Origin of the sequence: Pseudomonas sp. 43mfcvi1.1 (genome assembly GCF_900115935.1) — a bacterium.
Lineage (GTDB): Bacteria > Pseudomonadota > Gammaproteobacteria > Pseudomonadales > Pseudomonadaceae > Aquipseudomonas > Aquipseudomonas bijieensis.
The window spans coordinates 470,390-491,079 of record NZ_UETT01000004.1 but is presented as its reverse complement, the minus strand read 5'-3'; the positions used below and the strand labels follow the sequence as shown (position 1 = coordinate 491,079).

The following is a 20,690-nucleotide window of genomic DNA, read 5'->3' as shown; positions in this document are numbered from 1 at the left end:
CCCCCCCCTGTGCATTCAGATGACGTAAAAACCATGAGTGCCGTCGCGGGCCAGTTGGTCGACGAGGCCATACTCCCAATCCAGGTACGCCTGCATGGCTTCCCGTGGGCTGTCGGTGCCCTCGTAAGGCCGGCGGTAACGGTCGATGCGCGGCGAGGCGAGGCGGGTTTCGCCATGTTCCAGCGGCAATTGCGCAGCAATCCAGGCAGCGGTGCCGTCGCGCAGCAGGAAAACGGCTTTGCCGGTAATGGCCTCGACCTCGGCGACCGCCAGTCGTGCCAACTGGCTGCTGCCGCAGGTCAGGACGTAGCGTTGAGCGGGCGAAACCTTGCTCAAGGCTTCGCTCAGTTGCGCGCGCAATACCCACCAGGCACCCGGGATGTGGCGCTTGACGTAGTTGGCGCTGCTGGTGAAATCCAGCACCACCGTGTCACCCTCGGCCAGCCACTGGGCAAGGGTGTCAGGGCTGATCTCCTCGGCCTGTGGCGGCACAGGAACGGGAGCTTTCCACGAGCCCTGTTCACTGAAGTGCGCGGGTTGCAAATCATCCAGTACGTACACGTCCCAACCCAATTGCGCGAGCCAGGAGCCGGTCATATTGGCCCGTACGCCGTCGTCATCGACCAGTACCAGGCGCGCGCCGCGAACACTGGCGAAGTGATCGGTTTCCTGCACCAGTTGCCCGCCGGGGGTGGAGCGGGAAGCGGGCAGGTGACCGGCCTCGAATTCCTCCGGGGTGCGTACGTCGAACAGGTAGGTGCTGCGTGTCGGCTCCTGTTGCCAGCGGTGCAAGTCGGCAAGGCTGGCACGACCCACCAGCGCCTTGTCGGCAACGCGGCGAGCATCGCCGGCGGCAATGTCTCGATGTTCCTCGCCACTGTCGGCGAATCGACGTGACTGGCCGTGCTCCAGCGTTTGGCCGGCCAGGGTCCAGCCGATGGTGCCGTTGCGCAGGGCGGACACCGGGTTGGCGATGCCCGCATTGATCAGTGACTGGGTGCCGATGATGCTGCGGGTGCGCCCGGCGCAGTTGACGATGATTCGGGTTGACGGATCCGGAGCCAGCGCCCGGGCACGCAACACCAGTTCCGCCCCCGGTACACTGATGCCGCCGGGAATGCTCATGGTCTGGTATTCGTCGAAGCGCCGGGCATCGAGCACCACCACGTCGGCCTCGTTGTCGAGCAGCGCCTTGACCTCTTCCGCCGCCAGCGACGGTGTATGGCGCTGGTTTTCCACCAGTTCACCAAAGGCCTTGCTCGGCACATTGACGTCGATGAACAGCTCGCCGCCGGCCTTGCGCCAGCCTTCCAGGCCGCCTTCGAGCACGCTCACATTGACGTAACCCAGGCCTTGCAAGCGTTGGCGCGCAATGTCGGCCAGGCCTTCACCATTGTCATAGACCGTCACCGGGGTATCGCGCCTCGGGATGCGCGAGTAGACCTCGAGTTCCAGCTTCGACAGGGTAATGTTGGCTGCGAACAATGGATGGCCCTGGGCGAAGGGGGCCTCTTCGCGCACATCGATGAGGGCCAGCTCTTCACGGTTCAGCAACGCCTGGCGAATCTGCGAGTAGGAGCGGGTACGTACGGTGCTCATAGGGCTTGGCTCTCTTTGGACAGGTCCCAGATATTGGGGAGGAAGGCGTTGGAATAACCGGAGATGAACAGTTTCTCGCTGCCGTCGGGCTGGTACACCGCGCGGTGTACGGCGCCGATGTTGGCACCATAGACATGGATGCTGATGGAAACCTGGTCGTCGAAGGCGTTGCTGACCTGATGGATGTCGCCGATCCGGGGAGAGACGGCTTCGACCTGGCCGGGCAGCAGATGAATCGGCGAACCCTCGGGTGCCAGGCTGCCATCGGGATGGCGAGCAAAGCCTTGTGAATGCTCTGCACCGCGCAACATGCCGATCAGGCCCCAGACCCGATGGTCATGGATCGGCGTGCGTTGCCCTGGCCCCCAGACAAAACTGACGACACTGAAACGCTGCCGCGAATCGGCGTGCAGCAGGTATTGCTGATAGCGCTCTGGGTCTGGCTTGGCGAACGCTTCGGGCAGCCAGTCGTCATGGCTGACCAGTTGTGCAAGCAACTTGCCGCCGCGATGCAGCAGATCACCCTCGCGGGGATTGCCGTCGATCAGCTCTGCCAGGGCGCCTATGAATGCTCTGAGTCTCTCCGGGTGTCGGGCCTGGGTCATGGCGGATTCCATCGTCGTGGTGAAAATTCGATATCAGGATTTAAGCATAATGATTTTTCTTAATATGCTATTTTTTTATGATTAGGTTATAGCTGAAAAGAATTTAGAATCCGTTTGACTAGTGTTAGATGTTATCGATAGGTCGGCCGGGCTATCCAGATTGGCGCAATGGCACTATGCTTTTTCGCAGGGCTTTATGCTTTTCAAACATCTTATTGACTGTTCTCTATGTGCGGGCCAAATGAAAATTGACGATATTGACGCCTTTGTCGAAGTGATTCGTTGCCAGTCCATCAGCCATGCCGCCGAGACGTTGCAACTGACGCAACCGGCGATCACGCGGCGCGTGCAGAACTTCGAGCAGGCCTTGGGGGTGGAGTTGTTCGACCGCAATACCAAGCCGCTCAAGCCGACCTTGATCGGTACGCGGGTCTATGAGCAATGTCGTTTGATCCTGCGGGAGATGGATGCGCTGCGCGAACTGGTCGCCACCGACGCGCCGCCTACCGGGTTGTTGCGCCTGGGCGTTCCGCAAACGATCGGTGATGTGGTGTTGCTCGATGCCCTCAAGCATTTGCGCGTCGAGTATCCCGAACTGCGCGCCCAGGTGGCCACGGGCTGGGGCAGTCAGTTGGTCGGCAAGATCGAGCGCGGCGAGTTGGATGCGGCGGCTGCATTATTTCCCGCTGGCAAGATTTTTCCCGACAACATTGTTGGCGAGTCGATCGGCAAGATGGAGTTGGTCGTGGTCTGTGCCAAGGCGCAACTGCCCAAGCGCCCCTGCAAGTTGGCTGATGTCTATCAGAATGGCTGGGTACTCAATCCCGACGGCTGCGGTTTTCGCGCCGGGCTGCAGCGGACCTTGTCGGACCAGGGCTTGGCCCTGCGGGTCAACCTGGAGACCTTCGGCACTGAATTGCAATTGGGCCTGGTCGCCGATGGCCTGGGCCTTGGCCTGGTGCCGCGTCCGTTGCTGGAGCGCAGCGCCCACCGTGATCAGCTGGCCGCGATGCCCCTCAAGGACTTCAAGCCAGTGATGGACCTGTGGTTGATCTATCCGCACTTCCTCGGCAACCTGCAAGGGCCAGTGGATGCCTTCGGCAAGCTGGTGGCCGGATCATTGCAGAAGATCAAGAGTGCTGCGTAAGGAATACGGACGATGATCTATAATAAAAAAAAATAATAATTAGCTTAGATTAAAATGTGCTTTTTATTATTTTTTACCTTCCCCTAGGCTTGCTGGAGATCCCTAGTCCATCCAGGAAGTCTTGTCATGAGCAGCGTCAGCCCGCTATCCAGCGCCTCGAAAAATGTCCGCCAACGCGTCACTCCCGAAGAGTGGGAAGTGCGCGTGAAGCTGGCCGCAGCCTACCGGCTGGCGGCCTTGTTCAAGTGGACCGATCACATCTACACGCATTTTTCCGCGCGAGTGCCCGGGCCTGAAGAGCATTTCCTGATCAACGCGTTCGGGTTGTTGTTCGATGAAATTACCGCTTCCAACCTGGTCAAGGTCGACGTCGACGGTACCCTCGTCGACGACCCGACAGGACTTGGCATCAACCACGCCGGCTATGTGATCCATAGCGCGATCCATGGTGCACGGCCTGATCTGCAAGCCGTTCTGCACACCCACACCCGCGATGGCATCGCGGTGTCCGCCCAGCGGGACGGTTTACTGCCGATCTCCCAGCATTCCATCGCCTTTTCCGGGCGGGTGGCCTACCACGGATATGAAGGCATTGCGCTGGACCTCGACGAGCGTGAGCGACTGGTGGCGGACCTGGGGGACAAGAGCGTGCTGATCCTGCGTAACCATGGGCTACTGACCGCGGGCGTCAGCGTCGAACATGCGTTCCAGCAACTGCAAGGCCTGGAGCGCGCCTGCAACATCCAGATCGCGGCGCAGGCCGCTGGCAACGCCGAGCTGGTCTTCCCGCCGGCCGACGTCGTAGCCAAGGTCGAAACCCAGGCCGAGGCGCTCAAGAGAGGCGATGGACCGGGGGTTGCGCGGCATTGGAATGCGCTGATCCGGCAGTTGGAAAGGACCGATCTGGACTACAAGAACTGAGCCTATGGGCGAATGTGCTGGAAGTTGCAACCGGCACATTCCTATTGTGGGGAGCTTTTTGTGGGAGCGAGCCTGCTCGCGATGGCTGCGGACCAGTCAACATCAATACCGACTGATCCGACGCCATCGCGAGCAGGCTCGCTCCCACAGAATATCGATGTGTGAATGTTGATCCGGCGGCAGCCGGAAACATTGTGGGAGCAAGCTCGCTCCCCGCAATGCCTGTATGGCGCTTTCAGGCCACCTTTTCCGCCGCCTGGCGCTCGCGTTCGGCAACCAATTGCCGGGTCAGGGGGATCAGGCGCTTGCCGTAATCGATGGCGTCCTCCAGTGGGTCGAAGCCGCGGATCAGGAAGGTGGTGATGCCCAGGTCGTAGTAGTCGAGCAGCGCTTCTGCCACTTGTTCCGGAGTGCCCACCAGGGATGTCGAGTTACCCTGTGCGCCGAGCAGGCCAGCAATGCCGGTCCACAGCCGCTTGTCCAGGCGCGAGCCTTGGGCTGCCGCTGCCAGCAGGCGTCGCGAGCCTTCGTTCGGTGGTTCCCGGCGCACGAATCCATTCTGTCTGGCCAGTGCGCTTGCCTGTTGCAGGATGCGCTCGGCGCGCTCCCAGGCTTGCTCTTCGGTGTCTGCCAGAATCGGTCGCAACGACAGGCTGAAGCGGATGCTACGACCATGCCTGGCGGCTTCGGCACGCACCTGATGTACCACCTCGCGCACTTGCTCGTAGGTTTCTCCCCACAATGCATAGACGTCCGCATGCTTGCCCGCCACCGCGATGGCGGCCGCTGACGACCCGCCGAAGTACAGCGGGATATGCGGTTGCTGCGGCGATTTCACGTCCGAGTGTGCGCCTTCGAATTGGTAATACTTGCCTTGATAGTCGAAAGGCTTTTCGCGGGTCCATTCCTGGCGCAGCACGTCGAGGTATTCATCCGTGCGGGCATAGCGCTCGTCCTTGCCGATGTAGCTACCGTCGGCACGCAGCTCGCGATCATCGCCACCGGTGATGATGTGGACGGCGGTGCGCCCGCCATTGAATACGTCCAGCGTATTGAACTGGCGAGCGGCCAGGGTCGGTGCAACGAACCCCGGTCGATGGGCGATGAGGAACTTCAGGTTTTTCGTCACGCTGGCGGCGTGTGAGGCGATCAGTGTGCTGTCCGGGCTATTGGAATGAAACGCGACCAACGCCCGGTCGAAACCGGCCTCCTCGTGGGCCCGGGCCACTTTCTCCACGTACTCGGGTTGCAGGACTGGGCCACTGCGTGGATGGATCTCCGAGGCGTGGTGGCCGCCGATGAAACCGATAAATTCAACACTCATGGTGGATTCCTTTTCATTTTCACTGAATTGGCGTGATTGAGCCTCCACCGGGCGAGGGGTCGGTCCGTGACAGCAAAGTAGGCGTAGAGGGGCAGGCCTGTGAAATGCCGATTTGTTCTATGGTAATTATCAAATATTTTAATCAATTATTTATCTTGTTATCAGATATTTGCATTTTATAGCGAATGGTCCGTGTGCCCTCCATCGACGCTGCCCGTAGCGAATTATTATGCAAATAATTCATTTGGAGTTTGCTACATCTGATTTTTAAACATATTAGGTTATTCCTAAAAAGAATTTCACTGGGTTTTTTTATGCGAATAGCATGAGTCCGAAGCTGATGCATGGCGCCTCTGGCCATGTTCTATATGAGGAAGGAAGCCTGATGAGCGACAAGATTTTCGAGACACGGGGCACCAGCAGCTCTTTTTTCGTCGAGAAGACCGTGCGTCTCAACGCAGCGCGGCAAGGTGCGTCGAGACTGGCTCCCGACTGGTTGCGTCATTGGCGCACGCCAGAGGCGTTGTTGCGCTTGATCAGTCCGCTTGTGCTCCTGCTGCTGTGGGAGCTGGCGTCGCGCTGGGGCCTGATCCCGCCGCGGGTCATTGCCGCGCCGTCGCAGATCGGCGGAACGCTATGGGCCATGATCGTCTCGGGTGAGCTTGGCAGGCATCTGCTGGTTTCGCTGCAACGGGCGCTCGTGGGGCTGAGCATCGGCGTAACGATCGGTGTGATCGCGGCGCTGATCAGCGGCCTGTCGAAACGCGGCGAGGTGGTCCTCGATTCGCCGATGCAGATGCTGCGCACCATCCCTTCGCTGGCCCTCGTGCCGCTGTTCATCCTCTGGTTCGGCATTGGCGAGTTCACCAAGATCGCGCTGATCGTCATCGGCACCACTTTCCCGGTGTACCTGAATCTGTTTGCCGGCATTCGCAATATCGACCCCAAGCTGATCGAGGCCGCCAACACCTTGGGCCTGAGCCGTCGAGAGCTGATCTGGCACGTGATCCTGCCCGGTTCCTTGCCCTCGTTTTTCGTCGGCCTGCGCTACTCCCTGGGAATTTCCTGGCTGGCCCTGGTTTTCGTCGAGCAAATCAACACCACCGCCGGCATCGGCTACCTGGCCAGTGATGCGCGAGATTTCATGCGCACCGACGTGATCGTGATTTGCCTGCTGATCTACAGCGTCCTCGGCCTGTTGATCGACGGATTGATCCGCACGCTGGAGCGATTTGCCCTGGCCTGGCGCCCAACTTTTGTGAGGAACTGATATGTCGAGCATTGATCTCGTGGAGGCATCCAAAACCACGGATGCTGTAGCGCCTGTGCAACTGCGCAATGTGGTGCGTCAATTTGGCCAGCAACGGGTCATCGATGGCCTGGACCTGGACATCGCCCCGGGGGAGTTCGTCGCGCTGCTCGGCGCCAGCGGTTCGGGCAAGACCACCTTGCTGCGCAGCCTGGCAGGACTCGACAGCATCGACAGCGGTCAACTGCGCGTGCCCAGGGCGCGGGCGGCAGTGTTCCAGGAACCCCGGCTGATGCCCTGGAAACGGGCCTGGAAGAACGTGATTCTTGGTCTGCGCGTTCCCGATGCCAAGACTCGTGCGGTAGAAGCCCTGACCGAGGTGGGCCTGGCCCATCGGCTGGAGGCCTACCCGGCGACGCTGTCTGGTGGCGAAGCCCAGCGGGTGGCGCTGGCTCGCGGGCTGGTGCGCGAGCCAAAGTTGTTGCTGCTTGACGAGCCGTTCGCCGCGCTCGATGCGCTGACCCGGATCCGCATGCATCGGCTGATCATCGACTTATGGCGCAAACACACACCTGCTGTGTTGCTGGTGACCCACGATGTGGACGAAGCGATCCTGCTGGCCGATCGGGTCATCGTGCTGGCCAACGGCAAGATCGCTGAACAATTGACGATCGATCTGCCCAGGGCACGGGACACCGGCCAGGAAGGCTTCCAGAATATCCGTGCGCGCTTGCTGAAACTGTTGGGTGTTGAAACGCTGGAACCCGCGGCCCAGGCAAATGGCGCTGCACGTCAGGCTACGGCCAGCAGCGTCCGGCGTTTTGCCCATGGATGATCTGTCGATGAAGGCGTTCGCCATGCCCAGGCGCACCTGGAAGACCACGGCCGTGCTATTGGTCGGTGCCGCATTCGTGCTTGCAGGGTGCAAAGATAACAGCGACAGCCAATCACCTACGGCCAAGGCTCCCGACTTGTCCAGCGTGACGCTGGTGCTGGGCGATCAGGCCAAGGGTTTGCGTACGGTGGTGGAAGCGTCGAACGCATTGGAAGGGATCGAGTACAAGGTGCAGTGGGCGAACTTCCAGGGCGCCGCGCCGTTGTTCGAAGCCCTGCGGGCCGGCGCTGTCGACCTGGCGCCGGCGGGTGACACGCCGGTGCTTGCGGCGGCAACGGGAGGCACGCCGTTACGGATTGTCGCGGTGCGGCGCGGCCAGTCACGAGGCATCGCGATTCTGGTCCCGCCGGATTCAACGATCCGCAGCGTCGCCGATCTGAAAGGCCGCAACGTCGTGGTTTCGTCGGCCCGAGGCAGCATTTCCCAGTACCTGCTGATCCGTGCACTGGCCAACGCCGGGGTCGATGAGAAAGACGTCAACGTGGGGTTTGTCCTGCCGACCGATGCGTTGCCAGCGTTCAACGCCGGAAAAATCGAAGCCTGGGCGACGTTTGGTGTGTACCAGGCTTTCGCTGAGCAGAAGGGCGCCCGGGTATTGCTCAGCGGCGAGGGCATCAACTCGGGGCTGACGTTTATCACGGCCTCAGATGAAGTCCTGAATGACCCGCTCAAGCGCAAGGCGTTGAGTGATGTCCTCGGACGTTTTGCCAAGGCTTTCGAATGGGCGCAGGACAATCGCGACGAGTACGCCCGGGTCTTTGCCAAGGTTAACGACATTCCCCTTGAAGTCTCGCAGACCTTGCGCAGTTGGGGCGACGAGTCGCTGGTTCCGGTCGAGGCGCAAGACGTCCAGGCCCTGCAACAGGTTGACGATTTGTTCGTGGCAAAGAAGATTTTTCCCCATCGAGTCGACGTTAAGGCGCTGACGGATCAGCAGGTGTTTTCCCCGACGCCTTTGACGCTGACGCAATCGGAATCGGCGCGTTAGCCCAGGAACTGGTGCGTGTTCAATTTGGACATTTATAGGAGTCAAGCAATGGGCAATGTTCAGAGCGCCACCCGTGCCCTGGAGGTATTCCGACGCCCGCTGCCGAGTGGCGAGCTGTTGGATCTTGGCCGGGTGTTCCGCGAACCTTTGGCGCTGTCGCGGTTGCACACCACGCCCAAACGCGTATCGAGTCGTCGCGAAGGGCTCTTGCTGGGGGTATTCGTCCTGGTGCTGCATGGCGCGGTGATTGTCTGGGTCAACCAGGCGCCTGCGCCGGTATTGCCCGTGGTACCGCCGGAGATTCCGCCGATGACCATCGAGTTTTCCCAGCCCGCGCCGCCGGTGGTGGAGCCTCCACCACCCGCACCGATTCCGCAACCTGTGGTCGAGCCACCGCCGCCGGTTGAGGATGAATTGGCCATCAAGCCACCGCCGCCTAAACCGATTCCCAAACCCAAACCGGTGGTCAAGCCGGTGCCAAAACCCGTAGCCAAGCCGGTGGAGCAGCCACCGGTAGCTCCGGCACCGCCGCAACCGGTCGTGGCCCCGGCGCCGCCCGCGCCGAAACCGGTGACGCCACCTTCGGCCAGCGCCGGTTACCTGAAAAATCCGGCGCCGGAATATCCGTCGCTGGCAATGCGTCGCGGCTGGGAAGGCACGGTGCTGTTGCGGGTGCATGTCCTGGCCAGCGGCAAACCCGGTGAGGTCCAGCTCCAGAAAAGCAGCGGCCGCGATCAACTCGACGACGCTGCGCTGGCGGCGGTCAAGCGCTGGAGTTTTGTTCCGGCCAAGCAGGGGGACGTCGCCGTGGACGGGTGGGTCAGCGTGCCCATTGACTTCAAGATCAAGTAACTCAACGCAACCGACAGACCGCGGGCCACCTGACAAAAGGCGCATCGCTACAACCGATACCGCTACAACTGACTTAGCGCCTTGTTGGAGAGCCTGACCATGAACCTGATTGCATCGCCTTTTGAATCCATCGAACACGCCGTCATCTGGCTGTTGATCCTTTTTTCCGTCACGACCTGGGGCCTTGCCTTGCTCAAGGGCGTGCAATTCACTCGTCTCAAGACCCAGGACCGCAAATTCCATAAGCGCTTCTGGGCCGCCTCCAGTCTCGATTCCGCCGCCGAGTTGGCCCAAAGCCAACCGGGTGCGGCAGCCCGAGTGGCACTGGCCGGCTATGCTGCGATCCAGGTGCCGGAAGGCCTGCAAGCCACCGACCTGAGCCAGTCGATCAATCACCAGGACCGGCTCGAGCGCGCCTTGCGCCAGCAGATCGTGCGGGAACGCCGGTCATTGGAAAGTGGCTTGGCAATCCTGGCGAGCATTGGCAGCACGTCGCCCTTTATCGGTTTGTTCGGCACCGTCTGGGGCATCATGTCGGCTCTCAAAGGTATCAGTGCCGCGGGCTCGGCCAGCCTTGAAACCGTTGCCGGCCCGATCGGTGCCGCGCTGGTCGCCACCGGCGTCGGTATCGCCGTCGCGGTGCCGGCGGTGCTGGTCTACAACTACTTCCTGCGCCGCCTGAAGCTGACCGCCGCCGACCTCGACGACTTTGCCCATGACTTCTACAGCCTGGCCCAGAAGAATGCGTTCCGCGTGTTGCTGCACCCGGTATTGAACAAGCCTGGTGCGACCGTCGCCGGACAGAAAGTGAAGGAGGCGTCCTGACATGGCCTTCTCCACACAAGACAGCGACGAAGTGCTCAGTGAGATCAACGTCACGCCACTGGTGGATGTCATGTTGGTGCTGCTCGTGGTGTTTATCGTCACCGCGCCGCTGCTGACCAACGCCATTCCCATCAACCTGCCAAAGACCGAGTCAGTGGCGCCAGTGGAACAGAAAGACCCGCTGGTGGTGAGCATCGACGACAAGGGCAAGGTGTTCATCAACAAGGATGAGATCCAGGCGGATCTGCTGGAGTCGAACCTGCAAGCCGCCAAGGCGAAGAACCCTGATGTACGGGTGCAACTGCAGGCGGACAACGGCGTGAATTATGGCGAGGTGGCCCGGGCCATGGCGTCCATCGAGCGGGCGGGGATCAGCAAGCTGTCGGTGATTACCGCGAAGTAGAGGTGTGGTGCGAGCATTTCCGGGGCTGTGTTTTGTAGCGATCACTACACCAGCATCAAGGCAGCCATCAGGATGCCGATTCCTGTCCAGGCAGGCGAGGGGCATGCGGTCCTCTCACCTGGTATTGGCTAGGTGATGTGGAGGGAGTCCAACGTTCTTTGACATCATCTCGACGTGGAGAACGGAAAAATATGCGCCCCAATCACCTCCATCTGGCCTGGTGACCGGGGCAAGTCGCGACTGGGCCCTCGGTGAATCCGGACTGTAGATTCAAAATAAAGCCCTGAGCCCACTCATCGCGTTTGGATTGGCTGGCCCCTTCGTTACGAAAGTCTCGATTGTAGTAGAAGTTGCGTAATTCCAGGCTTGTCTGTGTGTCACCGACAAAGTCTGCAAAGGCGTTTGGCGCCGCAGAGGAAAACAGCAGGATCGTCACCGACGTCGTACGTTTTATTGCCATCTCGAATGCACCTTTTGTTGTTGTTTTTGGTGTTTGCGGCGTGCACGCCCCCTCAGAGGGAGGCGCTTGCGCGCTCCGCATGCCGACAGTCTTGAGGTCTAGTAAAAAGGGTGAGGCGTCAGCCCGTTGAGGCCAGCCGTACGATTGCCTCTTGGCTTCCGACTTGTTGGCGCAGGATGAACTTCTGGATTTTCCCCGTGGCGGTTTTCGGCAGCTCCATGAATATCACGCGGCTCGGGCACTTGTAGCGGGCTAGGCGCGCCTGGCAATACGCGATCAGTTCAGCTTCGGTGGGTGGCTGAACCTGGCTTCTGAGCTCGATGAAGGCGCAGGGCACTTCACCCCATTTGTTGTCTGGCTGTGCCACCACGGCGGCATGCAACACCGATGCGTGGCCATGAAGAATGTCTTCGATCTCTACGGATGAAATGTTTTCACCGCCAGAGATGATGACGTCTTTGGTGCGGTCGGTGATTTGCACGTAACCGTTGGGATGAACCACCGCGACATCACCGGTATGGAACCAGCCGCCTTCAAATGCTTTTTGCGTCGCGGACTGGTTTTTCAGATACCCCATCATGACGGTATTGCCGCGCAACAACAGTTCACCTGTAGTCTGGCCATCATGCGGGACGGGTTCGAGTGTTTGTGCATCGGCAACCAGCAAACCTTCGAAAGCTGCCGCCCGCGCGCCCTGTCTTACGCGCATCCTGGCTTTTTCGGAGGGGCTGAATTCATCCCAAGTGTCCTGCCAGACGCAACTGACCGGAGTACCCGCGACTTCGGTAATGCCGTACACGTGGTCTACCTGAAAGCCCATTGAAACCACCGCGTCCAAGACTGTGGCCGGGGGAGGGGAACCGGCCGTCAATACACGCACCGGGTGCGGGAGCTTGAGGGGGGTTGGGGTATTGGCAAGCATGGCCATCACCGTCGGTGCTGCACAGAAGTGATTGGCTTTATGTTCGCCAATGGCGCCGAAGACAGCGTCCGCTGTCACTTTGCGTAGGCAAATATGGGTGCCTGCCGCAGCAGTGATCGCCCATGTGAAGCACCAACCGTTGGCATGGAACATGGGCAGCGTCCATAAATACCGTGGCGCCTGGGCAAGCGGCCAATTGGTCATCTGCAGCAAACTCATCAGGTAGGTGCCCCTATGGCTGACCACGACGCCTTTGGGATCGCCGGTGGTGCCGGAGGTGTAGTTGAGGGCTATCGGCTGCCATTCCGTGCCGGGCCATACTCCCTGGAAATTCGGGTCTCCTTCGGCAAGCAGGGCTTCATAGTCGATAACATCAATTTCGCCAACTGCCAGGGCCAAGTGATCTCGGATTATCACGATTGCCGGGGGACGTTCGAGCTTCTGCAGCGCGGCACAGGCTACGGCCATGAACTCGCAATCCACCAGCAGTAAGCTGCACTCACTGTGCCGCAGGATAAATGCAATGCCTTCGGCATCCAGGCGATGGTTGATGGTATTGAGGATGGCGCCGGATAAAGGAATGCCGAAGTGGGCTTCGATCATTGCCGGGGTGTTCGGGGAGATAATCGAAACCGTCTCCCCTGGTTGCACGCCCCGGCCCACCAGCGCTGAGGCGAGGCTATAACAGCGCTCACGTGTTTGTACCCAAGTACGCTGCAGTTCTCCGTGAATAATCGCGACACGCTCAGGATGAACCAACGCGGCGCGGTCCAGAAATCCCAAGGGCGTTAACGGAACATGGTTGGCTGGGGTTTGATCAAGTCCACTTGCGTACGCTGCACTGATCATGGGCAGGTCTCCTTATTATTATGATGAAAAATGGCGAAAGCGCTGACCGGTTCCCGAGCTGTCACTAGAGTGTTTTCAATGGCCTTGGGGTCGGCATAGCCAAGGCTCATGCCACACACCAGCATCTGGTCGGCGGGAATGCTCAACATCTCTGAAATGACGTTGTGGTATTTGAGAAATGCGGCCTGCGGGCAGGTGTGCAAACCCCGCCCGCGTGCCGCGAGCATGATGCTTTGCAAAAACATGCCGTAGTCCAGCAGGCTGCCCTGTTCCAAGACGTTGTCCACGGTGAACAGCAGGCCCACCGGTGCATCGAAGAAACGATAATTGCGCCCATGCTGCGCGTGCATTTGCTGCTTTTCACCTTTGGCGATGCCGAGCAATCCATAGAGGTCCCAACCCACCTTGCGCCGGCGATCGATGTAAGGCGTGACCCATTCGTTCGGGTAGTAGGTGTAGGGATCCTGCATGTCGCTGCTGAGCCGTGGGTCGTTGTCGATGGCGCTGATGGCCATCGACAGACGCTCTTTCGCTTCACCGGTTACAACGTGCACTTGCCAGGGCTGCATGTTCACGCCCGAGGCACTGAAGCGTGCGACATCCAGAATCGCTTCGACTTCCTCATGGGGCACGGCTGTCGGCAAAAAGGCCCTGACGCTGCGCCGTGACATGATTGCCCAGTCGACAGTGCGCTGGGTTTCTTGCGCAGACAGCGGCGGTGGTGACAAGCGATTCAAGATACGCATCCTTTTAGCGGGCTCCGTTCAGGGTGAGTCGTCAGCGGGACAGGGCCGGTAATTTGCTGACCTGATGGGAATCTGCCCGAGACTGATTGACAAATGTGACCGCCAGCGCCCCGATCAGGCCCGCCAATGCGATCACCATGAAGTTTTGTTCGAGAGGCAAAGCCAATGAAACGAGCCAGCCGATCAGCACCGGTGCGATGATTGCGCCGATCCGACCAACGCCTGACGCGAACCCCACACCGGTGGAGCGAATGGGCGTGGGATAGAAATCCCCGGCATAGGCATAGGCGATCAACTGAGTACCCAGGGTCGACGCGCCGACGATGAACACCACGACAAACAGTAGCTCGGTCGAGCGGGTGTAGGCCATCGCTGTGAGCGCCAATGCACCGACGATGTAGAACGCAATCAGCACATGTTTGATATTGAGCTTATCGCTCAACCATCCCCCACCGATCGCACCCACAATCGCGCCCACGTTGAACACGATGACAAAGTTCAGGGCCGATCCGAGGCTATGACCCGACATCGCCATCAATTTGGTCAGCCAGGAATTGAGCGCATAGACCATGAAAAGCCCTGTCACAAAAGCCGCCCAAATCATCACCGTGCTGAACCCCCGACCTTCGCTGAAGAGACCTTTGATCGGGCTGTCGAGTGCGGCTTTGGTTTCGGTTGGGTTGCCCGCAAATACCGTGTCATCGGCCAGTTCGAGATTGGGGCTGATCCTCTGAACGATGGTGCGCAATTCATCCTGACGGCCTTGTTTGAGCAGATACGCCATGGACTCCGGCATGGTTTTCAATATCAGGGGGATCAGCAGCACAGGCAGCCCTGCGACAAAGAACACCGACTGCCAGCCATGGCTCTCGATCAGTTGCTTTCCCGTCAGTGCAACGAGAATGCCGCCCACGGAGTAGCCCGCAAATACCAGGGTGACCAACCGCGTGCGCAGCTTGGCCGGTGAGAACTCACCCATTTGTGCAGTGACTATTGGCAAGACGCCGCCGATTCCAAGGCCGGCGATAAAACGCGAAAGGCTGAAGCTGATGGGATCACTGGTAAGCCCGGCAGCGGCAGTAAACAGGCTGAACAGCGCAACACAGATCGCGATCATTTTCGGGCGGCCGATGCGGTCGGCCAGTGTGCCGAGGAAAATGGCGCCGAGCATTGTTCCCAGCAGGGCCGACCCAGCCATCACGCCAGCACTTGTTGCATCGATGCCCATGTCTTGCATGATGGCGGGCAGGGCCGCGCCGACCACGGCAAGGTCATAACCGTCGATGATAAGGATAAGCACGCACCAGAACAGAATCAGCCGGTGAAACCGGTTGAATGTTGATTCGCCTGCGAGCGTATAGACGTTCACTGATTGCATGGCGTGTCTCCTTCAGTCTTATTGTTGTTGGTGAAGTGCACTTCGCGACATTCTAGGAAGGCGATCAGGCGCCGCCCATGTCGGGTGGAACCAATTTGTGTGAGCTGTTTGGGCATGCGTGCAACGCAGTGCACTGAACGGAGTTGGGGGGGGGGGCGTAGGGGGGGGGGGAGGCTTATTCTTCCAGGTGCCCGCGTCGATAGGCACCGGGGCTGACGCCGGTCCATTTTTTGAAGGCCCGATGAAACGCACTGGTCTCCTGGAAACCGGTGGCGGCGGCCACTTGCGTCACGGTCATCTCGCCGCGCGACAGCAGGTCAATCGCCATGTCGCGGCGAAGGTCGTCCCTGAGGCTTTGATAATGCGTGCCCTCTGCTTGCAAGCGGCGTTGCAACGTCGAGTTGGACATGTGCAGTGCCACAGCCAGGTCATCACGTTCGGGCCATTGTTCCGGGCTTGATCCTCGCAAGTAACGTCTTATCTGCGCGCTAAGGCTGTCGTCATTGCGGTATTTCACCAGCAGGCTGCCGGGGGATTCCTTGAGAAAGGCACCCACCGTGGCCGGCGACTGCGCGATTTTCATGTCGAGGAATTTTTTGTCGAAACTGATCTCGGTCGTGGGCGCGTCGTACTCGATGTCCTCACAGAAGCGCATGCGGTAGTCGCTCTGATCCTCAGGCCTGGACGCTCGAAAACTGAGCTTGTGCAAGGGGATACGCTGATTGACCAGCCAGCATGACAGCCCGTGTACGAGGATAAACCAGGTGCCATAGGCAAACAGGCGACGCAAGACACCTCGGTCCTGGACCACGATAAAGGCCTGATCGTCCTTGATCTGCAACTCGCCATGAATGTCATCCAGTACAAGCCGCAGGAATGACAGCATTCGCTGCAACGCCTGGCCCAAGGTGCTGCAATCCAGGAGCGCATGACACATCAGTTTGAAGCTGCCGCGACGCATGGGATGGCTGTCGATGCCAAAAAATTCGTCGTCCAGCAGGTCGGCTATCTCCACCCAAAGTCGGGCAAAGGAGGTCGCTGAGACCCTGGCTTTTGGGGCATCGAGCAGTTGAGGGTCGATGTCGGCATGGGCTAACGCACTCGTCAGGTCCAGGCTCCGCTGTCTGGCGCTATACAATGCCTCATGCACCAAGGAAATTGACGTGGTGCCTTTGTCCTGGAGGGGCGTCATGGTTGTTCCGCGCAGGTGTGGTTGGCCCTAATGTAGGGCTAACGCACATCCACCGCCAGCGCGACGAGCTGCTTCTCGGACGACGCTTTATTTTTAAGTCGGAGGGCTGAGCGAAGGAAGTTTTCTTGCGCCTGCTGCAGAGTTTAACCAGAGCAGAATGGCAGCGAGAGCGGCGGCTACTATCAGCGTGAGCCACATGATGACCAACACGTTGAATGTGACGCTATTGTTTAACTCACGAAAAAGGCCGAAGGCAAAAGCGGTGTACCAAGACACACCCGAAACTGCACCGGATGCGAGAAATAAGGCGGCTCTCCTGCGGGAGACTCCAAAGAGCAGCGGACGACTCAAGTCGCGTAGGGCTGCTGGCAACACAAACGCGTGGATGATTATTCCATTGATGGTCAGGACGATCACCACGATTACCTTGGCCCAGAGTTTAGGATTTTCCAACTTTTCCGGCGACTCCATCGCGTAAAGGGTCAGGAAACCAAGGCCTGAAAGCCACAGGAGGCATAGTCCGGCAGTGACCGCGTCGCTGATGAAGTGAAAGGTGCGGCCGATTTCAACGGGGAGGCTGCCTCTGCGCATCCACCGCAAAATCCAGAGGTCCAGCATCGTCGCCCCGCCGAGACCGAAGCACATACCGAGCAGGTGTATACCTACCAGGAGTGTCAGAACGTTCAACTGTGGGAGTGGATCAGGCAATGGAACGCTAAGCGCAGGTGTGTCCGCGAGTAAATGACCACTGCTGGAGAGCGCAAGCAGGCCGCCGAAAAACGTAAGAGACGTTCGCATCTTCATTTATTACGACCTTAGGCTAGTGTTCTTATTCAGCAGGTAGCACGGGCGTGGCCCCTCCTCAGGAAGGAACCGGTGCTTGCGCATCGATCAAGCTCTGGCTCTTGAGCTCCTCCCAGAAGGCTGCCGGAATACCGACCTTCATCGCTTGTACATTGGAAACTACCTGCCCCGGCGAACGCGCCCCCGGGATGATCGCGGACACTTGCGGATGTGCCGCCGCGAACTGCAGGGCGGCAGTATGAATATCGATGCCATGTCGGCTGGCAACCGCCATGATTCGCCCGCGCTTTTCTACCGCTCCGGCAGGTAGATCCAGGCTGAAGTTATATCGACTGCGGCCTCCCAGAAATCCATCATTCAGGGGTGTTCCAACCACGACACTGGTGCCCTTGCTGCTCAATGCCGGAAAGGTATTGCGCAACGCATCGCTGTGGTCGAGGAGGGAATACTGGCAGGCAAGCAACACGATGTCGGGCGTCGGGTCATTACTGGTCAGGGCCTGAACCACGGCGTTCGGTGTATTGACGCCGAAGCCCCATGCCTTGATGAGCCCTTCATTACGCATCTTTTCAAGCTCAACCATCGCCCCTGTGCGGGCAATTCGATACGCCGCTTCCCATCCACCTTCCAGCTCGGTGTTATCTGGCGAGAGGTCATGGATAAAAACGATATCGATACGGGGCAACCCCAGGCGCTGCAGACTGTCTTCCACGGAGCGACGGGTGCCTGCTGCGGTGTAGTCATATCGATAGTTGAAGGGCGCCGGCGACTTCCAGATGGCATGGTCCGCACGTAGGCCGCCAGCGGCCGTCAATACGCGGCCGACCTTGGTAGAGACCACATAATCGTCTGGATTTTTGTCGTGCAGGAAGCGGCCCAGACGATATTCACTCAAGCCAAACCCGTAGAACGGCGACGTGTCGTAAAGCCTTACACCGGCACCCCAAGCAGCTTGCAGAACCAAAGCCGCCTGCTCGTCGCTGATTGGCGCAAAGATATTGCCAATCTGCGTCCCGCCCATACCAAAGCGTTGAGGCGTCACGTATCTCATGGCAAGCGAGGGCAAATTGAGGGGCAGGTCTGTGCGCACGAGCCGCCCTTGCGTAGGCATCACGCTTCCGCGTTCTGTCAGCGAAGAGGGCGCTGGGGCTGTAGCCAGCGAACTTGCGACACTCGATGCTGGCAGCAAAGCGGCTGCAACAGCACCCGCCGCCGAATAGGTAAGAAAATCTCGTCTGTCCATCCAAAACTTTCCTTTCGCGACTGAGGTTTTACGGGCTCATCGAAGCCGATATTCGTACTGGAAGTTAGAGCAACGAGGGTTGGTCGGGTGACCCTAATACGCCATATCTTTTGCACAATCCTGCCGATGCACTTGTGCTGGTCACGAACTCTCAGCAAACTCGAGCATTCCGTATATAGGGGCGCATGTGATGACGAGCGGTTCCTTCTCGCAGTTCCGTTTCAGCCATGTGCATTCCCCGAGCGTGCACGAACCCGCTCAGCCCAACGAACGCCTCCAGGCACTCAGGCGGCTTATCGAAAAAGTCACTCTGCAGATTGGGTTGAACGAGGTTTGCACAACGTCGATTCCAGGCTTGGCCTTTTATCGAGTGGCCGAACTAGGTACGCCCAAGTACTGCATTTATGAGCCTTGCGTGGCCATCATTCTGCAGGGCGCGAAGGAGATCGCGTTCGGCGAGCAAGCCTGTGAGTTCGAGCAAGGGGCGTTTTTTGTCACTTCGGTCGATATACCCACACTGGCTCGCGTTACCGCGGCTACCGAGCAAATCCCTTATTTATCAATTGTGTTGAAGCTCGATTTTGCCATGCTCAACGAGGTGATCCTGACCCTGGAAACGCCAAAGCAGGAAATGGCTACTGAGGCGCGGGGCTTCGTATCCGGTGTGGCGACGAGTGAGATGCTCGATGCGTTCGCTCGACTCTCCACGCTGATCGACCGGCCGCTTGAAGCAGGCTTGATGTCCGGCCTTATCAAGCGGGAAATATACGGTAGGTTGCTGCTCAGTGAAGCGGGGAATTTGTTGCGCAGCGTCACTCGCGAGGGTTACCGAGACAAGGGCATCGTGAGAGCCATTGAATGGCTGAAATATCACTACGACAAGCCGCTGCACGTAGCCGACCTCGCCGAACGATCAGGAATGGCCAGCTCTACTCTGCATCACCGGTTTCGCAAGCTGACAGGCACCAGCCCCATCCAGTATCAAAAATCGTTACGGCTGCAAGCCGCGCGCAGCCTGATGTTGACCGATAGGGTCGATGTGAACACCGCCGCGTTGCGGGTCGGCTATGAAAGCGTCGCTCAATTCAGTCGCGAATATGCCCGGCGTTTCGGAGCCCCACCCTCGAGAGACATCAAGCACGCACGGGAGAATGGTGGACGGCTCGACTGATTAAGCGACCCAATCCCCTCAATCCAGACGGAGACCGGTGCAAGTCGCAATTGTTAGCTGTCCAGGTGTCGGATTCAGCTCGGCGGCTCGGATCATTCAGGCGTCGGCGCAAGTGTCAGAAGCGTACCTCCTTGCCGAGCTGAAACGTAGGCCGCGTCCATGACCTGCATGATGGCCTCGGCGTCGCGTAATGATGCAATGGGCTTGGCCCCGTTACGGCATTCAGCAAGCACTTGTTTGACGAACAGTGGGTAATAGACGTCAGTGTCCAGTTGCAGTCGGCGGCTTCGAGTGCCGGCCGCAAGGTTCTGCCGATCCCTTATTTCGATGCGGTCGGGACCGGATTTGGCATACATGCGATCGGATGAAAGGGTGAAGGAGAACTCGCGCTGCTCATCAAAGGTACTGGGGAAACTGTATCCCGTTTCCACAACCCCGATCACGCCATCTTCGGTCTGCAGGGTCAATAACGAATAGTCTTCGACGTTACCCCGATGCGTGAGTGAATTCATGACGGCTGAGACTCGCGAGACTTCCTTGCCGGTCAGCAGTCTGAAGAGATCTATGAAATGCGTCGCCACGTTGATCGTCGATCCGCCTCCTGAAAAAGCAGGATCGATGACCCAGCCTGAGCCTGCCGTTTCATAACGAGAGGGCGGACCTACGATGAAACGGAAAGACATGTAGTTGAAGTCCGTGGCCAAGTGTCCCTCGGCATCTTGCAGGGCACTGAGCAGTTCACTCATGCGGAAGATCAGCGGTACAGCACAGTAGAGATTGGCTTGCTCGGCCAGCTCACGTAGCCGTGTGACTTGTGCCATGTTGATGCCGCAGGGCTTTTCCAGGGCAAAGGGGATGTTTCGTGCGATCACGGCCTCTGCCAGCGACGGCATTTGCGAGTGCCTGCCGAACACGAAAGCAAAATCGACCTCCTCGCGCTCAAGCAATTCGAAGGATGAGCTATACAAAGCGCATTTGAATCGCTCGGCAATCGCCTCACCCTTCACGTGCTCCGAATCCGACACGGCCACCACTTGGATCCCATGGGTCTCAAGCGCATTCAGATACAGCGGGACATGCCAATGGCTGACTTCCAGTAACGCAACTTTCATGTGTA

General features: G+C 59.0%; 19 protein-coding genes and 1 pseudogene. 9 read left to right on the top strand and 11 right to left on the bottom strand.

Translation table 11 applies throughout. The features are described from left to right. Positions 1-15: 15 nt before the first annotated feature. Together DTP52_RS10810 and DTP52_RS10805 are read right to left on the bottom strand one after the other, a co-directional pair. A complete protein-coding gene (locus tag DTP52_RS10810; protein ID WP_109753348.1) occupies positions 16-1,599 on the bottom strand; it encodes a rhodanese-related sulfurtransferase in 1,584 nt (527 codons plus the stop codon). Beyond that, entirely contained in the window at positions 1,596-2,204 is a 609-nt protein-coding gene (locus DTP52_RS10805; protein ID WP_109753347.1) for a cysteine dioxygenase, read from the bottom strand. Before DTP52_RS10805 ends, DTP52_RS10810 begins: the two co-directional genes overlap by 4 nt. Positions 2,205-2,445: 241 nt before the next feature. On the opposite strand from DTP52_RS10805, the gene DTP52_RS10800 reads away from it, so the two are divergent. After that, on the top strand, positions 2,446-3,351 hold the full coding sequence (locus tag DTP52_RS10800) for a LysR family transcriptional regulator (RefSeq protein ID WP_162893845.1): 906 nt from the start codon (positions 2,446-2,448) through the stop codon (positions 3,349-3,351). Positions 3,352-3,477: 126 nt separating this feature from the next. Continuing rightward, positions 3,478-4,272 (top strand): class II aldolase/adducin family protein, encoded by a 795-nt coding sequence (locus DTP52_RS10795; protein WP_109753345.1) that lies wholly within the window; start codon positions 3,478-3,480, stop codon positions 4,270-4,272. A 235-nt stretch (positions 4,273-4,507) separates the two neighbouring features. On the opposite strand, the gene DTP52_RS10790 is transcribed toward DTP52_RS10795, so the two are convergent. Then, positions 4,508-5,596 carry an LLM class flavin-dependent oxidoreductase gene (locus DTP52_RS10790; RefSeq protein ID WP_109753344.1) on the bottom strand — a complete coding sequence of 363 codons (1,089 nt, stop codon included), beginning with the start codon at positions 5,594-5,596 and terminating at the stop codon, positions 4,508-4,510. Between the two features lie 385 nt (positions 5,597-5,981). Between DTP52_RS10790 and DTP52_RS10785 the strand changes: the two genes are divergently transcribed. The 6 genes from DTP52_RS10785 (at position 5,982) to DTP52_RS10760 (ending at position 10,808) form a co-directional block, all read left to right on the top strand. Beyond that, positions 5,982-6,866, top strand: coding sequence for an ABC transporter permease (locus tag DTP52_RS10785; protein WP_109753343.1), 885 nt, complete (start codon positions 5,982-5,984; stop codon positions 6,864-6,866). A gap of 1 nt (position 6,867) precedes the next feature. Continuing rightward, positions 6,868-7,680 (top strand): ABC transporter ATP-binding protein, encoded by an 813-nt coding sequence (locus DTP52_RS10780; protein WP_109753342.1) that lies wholly within the window; start codon positions 6,868-6,870, stop codon positions 7,678-7,680. A 22-nt stretch (positions 7,681-7,702) separates the two neighbouring features. Next, positions 7,703-8,728 carry an ABC transporter substrate-binding protein gene (locus DTP52_RS10775; protein ID WP_109753395.1) on the top strand — a complete coding sequence of 342 codons (1,026 nt, stop codon included), beginning with the start codon at positions 7,703-7,705 and terminating at the stop codon, positions 8,726-8,728. Positions 8,729-8,776: 48 nt separating this feature from the next. Beyond that, positions 8,777-9,580 (top strand): energy transducer TonB, encoded by an 804-nt coding sequence (locus tag DTP52_RS10770; RefSeq protein WP_109753341.1) that lies wholly within the window; start codon positions 8,777-8,779, stop codon positions 9,578-9,580. Between the two features lie 99 nt (positions 9,581-9,679). Continuing rightward, positions 9,680-10,405 carry a MotA/TolQ/ExbB proton channel family protein gene (locus DTP52_RS10765; RefSeq protein WP_109753340.1) on the top strand — a complete coding sequence of 242 codons (726 nt, stop codon included), beginning with the start codon at positions 9,680-9,682 and terminating at the stop codon, positions 10,403-10,405. 1 nt (position 10,406) lies between these two features. Beyond that, positions 10,407-10,808: a biopolymer transporter ExbD gene (locus tag DTP52_RS10760; RefSeq protein WP_046061820.1), complete on the top strand. Its 402-nt coding sequence runs from the start codon at positions 10,407-10,409 to the stop codon at positions 10,806-10,808. A 238-nt stretch (positions 10,809-11,046) separates the two neighbouring features. Here DTP52_RS10760 and DTP52_RS10755 read toward each other — a convergent pair. The 7 genes and pseudogenes from DTP52_RS10755 to DTP52_RS10725 all read right to left on the bottom strand — a co-directional run. Continuing rightward, a pseudogene (locus DTP52_RS10755) lies at positions 11,047-11,268 on the bottom strand (OprD family outer membrane porin); the annotation flags it as partial. A gap of 118 nt (positions 11,269-11,386) precedes the next feature. Next, entirely contained in the window at positions 11,387-13,039 is a 1,653-nt protein-coding gene (locus DTP52_RS10750) for an AMP-binding protein (protein WP_109753339.1), read from the bottom strand. Continuing rightward, positions 13,036-13,785, bottom strand: coding sequence for a nitroreductase (locus DTP52_RS10745; protein ID WP_178082477.1), 750 nt, complete (start codon positions 13,783-13,785; stop codon positions 13,036-13,038). The genes DTP52_RS10750 and DTP52_RS10745 overlap by 4 nt, the downstream gene beginning before the upstream one ends. Before the next feature lie 31 nt (positions 13,786-13,816). Continuing rightward, positions 13,817-15,163, bottom strand: a complete 1,347-nt coding sequence (locus tag DTP52_RS10740) for an MFS transporter (RefSeq protein ID WP_109753338.1) — start codon at positions 15,161-15,163, stop codon at positions 13,817-13,819. 175 nt (positions 15,164-15,338) lie between these two features. Continuing rightward, entirely contained in the window at positions 15,339-16,355 is a 1,017-nt protein-coding gene (locus DTP52_RS10735; RefSeq protein ID WP_109753337.1) for an AraC family transcriptional regulator, read from the bottom strand. Between the two features lie 93 nt (positions 16,356-16,448). Further along, positions 16,449-17,159, bottom strand: a complete 711-nt coding sequence (locus DTP52_RS10730; RefSeq protein WP_178082476.1) for a hypothetical protein — start codon at positions 17,157-17,159, stop codon at positions 16,449-16,451. A gap of 58 nt (positions 17,160-17,217) precedes the next feature. Further along, entirely contained in the window at positions 17,218-18,402 is a 1,185-nt protein-coding gene (locus DTP52_RS10725) for an aldo/keto reductase (RefSeq protein WP_109753336.1), read from the bottom strand. A 190-nt stretch (positions 18,403-18,592) separates the two neighbouring features. On the opposite strand from DTP52_RS10725, the gene DTP52_RS10720 reads away from it, so the two are divergent. Next, a complete protein-coding gene (locus tag DTP52_RS10720; RefSeq protein ID WP_178082475.1) occupies positions 18,593-19,573 on the top strand; it encodes an AraC family transcriptional regulator in 981 nt (326 codons plus the stop codon). A 92-nt stretch (positions 19,574-19,665) separates the two neighbouring features. Here DTP52_RS10720 and DTP52_RS10715 read toward each other — a convergent pair whose 3' ends face one another. Further along, positions 19,666-20,685 (bottom strand): Gfo/Idh/MocA family protein, encoded by a 1,020-nt coding sequence (locus DTP52_RS10715; RefSeq protein WP_109753335.1) that lies wholly within the window; start codon positions 20,683-20,685, stop codon positions 19,666-19,668. Positions 20,686-20,690: the final 5 nt, after the last annotated feature.

Excerpts from the sequence above, each read along its gene's own strand:
- DTP52_RS10810 (WP_109753348.1), bottom strand. The coding sequence starts at position 1,599 with ATGAGCACCGTACGTACCCGCTCCTACTCGCAGATTCGCCAGGCGTTG.
- DTP52_RS10805 (WP_109753347.1), bottom strand. The coding sequence starts at position 2,204 with ATGACCCAGGCCCGACACCCGGAGAGACTCAGAGCATTCATAGGCGCC.
- DTP52_RS10800 (WP_162893845.1), top strand. The coding sequence starts at position 2,446 with ATGAAAATTGACGATATTGACGCCTTTGTCGAAGTGATTCGTTGCCAG.
- DTP52_RS10795 (WP_109753345.1), top strand. The coding sequence starts at position 3,478 with ATGAGCAGCGTCAGCCCGCTATCCAGCGCCTCGAAAAATGTCCGCCAA.
- DTP52_RS10790 (WP_109753344.1), bottom strand. The coding sequence starts at position 5,596 with ATGAGTGTTGAATTTATCGGTTTCATCGGCGGCCACCACGCCTCGGAG.
- DTP52_RS10785 (WP_109753343.1), top strand. The coding sequence starts at position 5,982 with ATGAGCGACAAGATTTTCGAGACACGGGGCACCAGCAGCTCTTTTTTC.
- DTP52_RS10780 (WP_109753342.1), top strand. The coding sequence starts at position 6,868 with ATGTCGAGCATTGATCTCGTGGAGGCATCCAAAACCACGGATGCTGTA.
- DTP52_RS10775 (WP_109753395.1), top strand. The coding sequence starts at position 7,703 with ATGCCCAGGCGCACCTGGAAGACCACGGCCGTGCTATTGGTCGGTGCC.
- DTP52_RS10770 (WP_109753341.1), top strand. The coding sequence starts at position 8,777 with ATGGGCAATGTTCAGAGCGCCACCCGTGCCCTGGAGGTATTCCGACGC.
- DTP52_RS10765 (WP_109753340.1), top strand. The coding sequence starts at position 9,680 with ATGAACCTGATTGCATCGCCTTTTGAATCCATCGAACACGCCGTCATC.
- DTP52_RS10760 (WP_046061820.1), top strand. The coding sequence starts at position 10,407 with ATGGCCTTCTCCACACAAGACAGCGACGAAGTGCTCAGTGAGATCAAC.
- DTP52_RS10750 (WP_109753339.1), bottom strand. The coding sequence starts at position 13,039 with ATGATCAGTGCAGCGTACGCAAGTGGACTTGATCAAACCCCAGCCAAC.
- DTP52_RS10745 (WP_178082477.1), bottom strand. The coding sequence starts at position 13,785 with ATGCGTATCTTGAATCGCTTGTCACCACCGCCGCTGTCTGCGCAAGAA.
- DTP52_RS10740 (WP_109753338.1), bottom strand. The coding sequence starts at position 15,163 with ATGCAATCAGTGAACGTCTATACGCTCGCAGGCGAATCAACATTCAAC.
- DTP52_RS10735 (WP_109753337.1), bottom strand. The coding sequence starts at position 16,355 with ATGACGCCCCTCCAGGACAAAGGCACCACGTCAATTTCCTTGGTGCAT.
- DTP52_RS10730 (WP_178082476.1), bottom strand. The coding sequence starts at position 17,159 with ATGAAGATGCGAACGTCTCTTACGTTTTTCGGCGGCCTGCTTGCGCTC.
- DTP52_RS10725 (WP_109753336.1), bottom strand. The coding sequence starts at position 18,402 with ATGGACAGACGAGATTTTCTTACCTATTCGGCGGCGGGTGCTGTTGCA.
- DTP52_RS10720 (WP_178082475.1), top strand. The coding sequence starts at position 18,593 with ATGACGAGCGGTTCCTTCTCGCAGTTCCGTTTCAGCCATGTGCATTCC.
- DTP52_RS10715 (WP_109753335.1), bottom strand. The coding sequence starts at position 20,685 with ATGAAAGTTGCGTTACTGGAAGTCAGCCATTGGCATGTCCCGCTGTAT.